Consider the following 1,508-nt stretch of genomic DNA (forward strand, 5'->3'; position numbering starts at 1 on the left):
GATGGCGGCCAGCGGCGCGGCGGCGGCCAGCAGCAGCAGCAGCAGCGGCCGGTTCGGCAGGCTCGGCCGGATGCCGACGCTGGGCGCCGAGACCAGCCGCGCCGCCACCGCCTCGTCCGCGGCCGCGACCACGCTGGCGCGCTGGCTCTGCGCGAGCAGCTCGTAGAGCGACTGGCGGATGTAGAGGTCGGGCTCGCGGTTCAGCCGCGCCTCCAGCGCCGCGACGCGGCGGCGGGCGAGCTCCTCGAGGTCGGCGCGGACCTTCGCTTCCGCGAAGCGGTGCAGGCGCCGCAGCGCATCGAGCGCCGCGTCGCGGTCGGGATGCGCCAGGGAGAGCGTCCAGGTGACGGCGCCGAGGGTCTGCGTCACCGCCAGCCGCCGCTCCAGCCAGTCGCGCAGGTCGTCGAGGTCGGCCTCCTCGCGCAGGCCGAACGCGCGCCGGATGGCACCGCGCGGGGGCGTGGTGCGCTCCGCGGTGAGCCAGGCGAGCAGCCCGGTCTCCGCCGCCAGCATCGCGGCCGCCTCGGCGGAGCGGAGCGCGCCGAGATAGATCGCGAAATTGCCGGTCGGGCGCGGATCGAGCAGGCCGCCGATGGTGGGCGCCGGCGACAGCAGGGTGGAGGTGGCGATGCCCGTGGTCTCGGCCGGCGCCACCACAGCCTCGGCGACGTAGCTGCGCGGCCAGGCCAGGATCACGGCGGCGCCGGCGGCGAAGAGCAGCAGCGCGGCCAGCACGACGCGTGCGCGTCGCGCCCAGACGCCCGCCAGCAGCTCCTCCATCGGCACGAGCCTTCCTCCGTCAGCAAGCTTGGTTCATTGCGGTCGCGTGATGCAACTGCAGATGCAATCAGGGCAGCCGAATTCGCGTCACGATCCTCGCCACCGGCGCGGCCGCCTCCACCCGCAGCACCGGCGCGGGGGCGATCGTCCCGTAGGACGCGCTCTCCCAGCCCGCGACCAAGGCAAGACGCAGCGGTGCGTCGGCCTGCACCGCAATGACGGCGCGCGGCCCCGCGACCCCGTCCGGCGTCCGCCGCCAGTCGCCGGGGCAGAGGCGCCAGTGCCAGGCCACGCGGCGGAACGGCCCCGCGATGCGGTCCTCCACCGTCCAGGCGCGATCCGAGACACGCAGGTGGCGGGCGAGCCGGTTGCCGCGAAAATCACGCGACGCCGCGCCGTCGGGCAGGGCGGACAGCCGCGGCCAGCGGGCGAGCAGGAAGCGGGAGAGCCGCGGCATCGGCTCGGCATCGTCGAAGACGGGGGCGTTGTGCGCGGCCGCATCCCACAGCGCCGCGCGCCACCACGCAGCCGGTGGATCGTAGCTGCCGGTCCCGCCGTCGCGGACCACCCACTCCGTGCCGTCGCGCAGCGAGAGGTGCAGCAGGTCGGACTGGCCGGGGCGGAAGCGCAGCGGTCCGGTGCGCAGCACCGCCGCGGCCCCGCCCTCCGCCCAGCCCATCGTGCCGGCGGCGCGCCAGCGCGCGGGGCGGTCCAGCATGGCGGCGGGA

At 76.4% G+C, this 1,508-nt stretch carries 2 protein-coding genes; both read right to left on the reverse strand.

Annotated features, from left to right (window positions below; translation table 11 throughout):
- Positions 1 to 780 (reverse strand): hypothetical protein (locus tag OZN99_RS31335; RefSeq protein WP_270939107.1); only part of this gene is annotated, 780 nt, incomplete at its 3' end.
- Between the two features lie 67 nt (positions 781 to 847).
- Positions 848 to 1,508: heparinase II/III domain-containing protein (locus OZN99_RS31340; RefSeq protein ID WP_270939108.1), on the reverse strand; the 661-nt coding region annotated here is incomplete at its 5' end.

It is taken from the genome of Falsiroseomonas oryzae (genome assembly GCF_027856955.1).
GTDB classification, from domain to species: domain Bacteria; phylum Pseudomonadota; class Alphaproteobacteria; order Acetobacterales; family Acetobacteraceae; genus Falsiroseomonas; species Falsiroseomonas oryzae.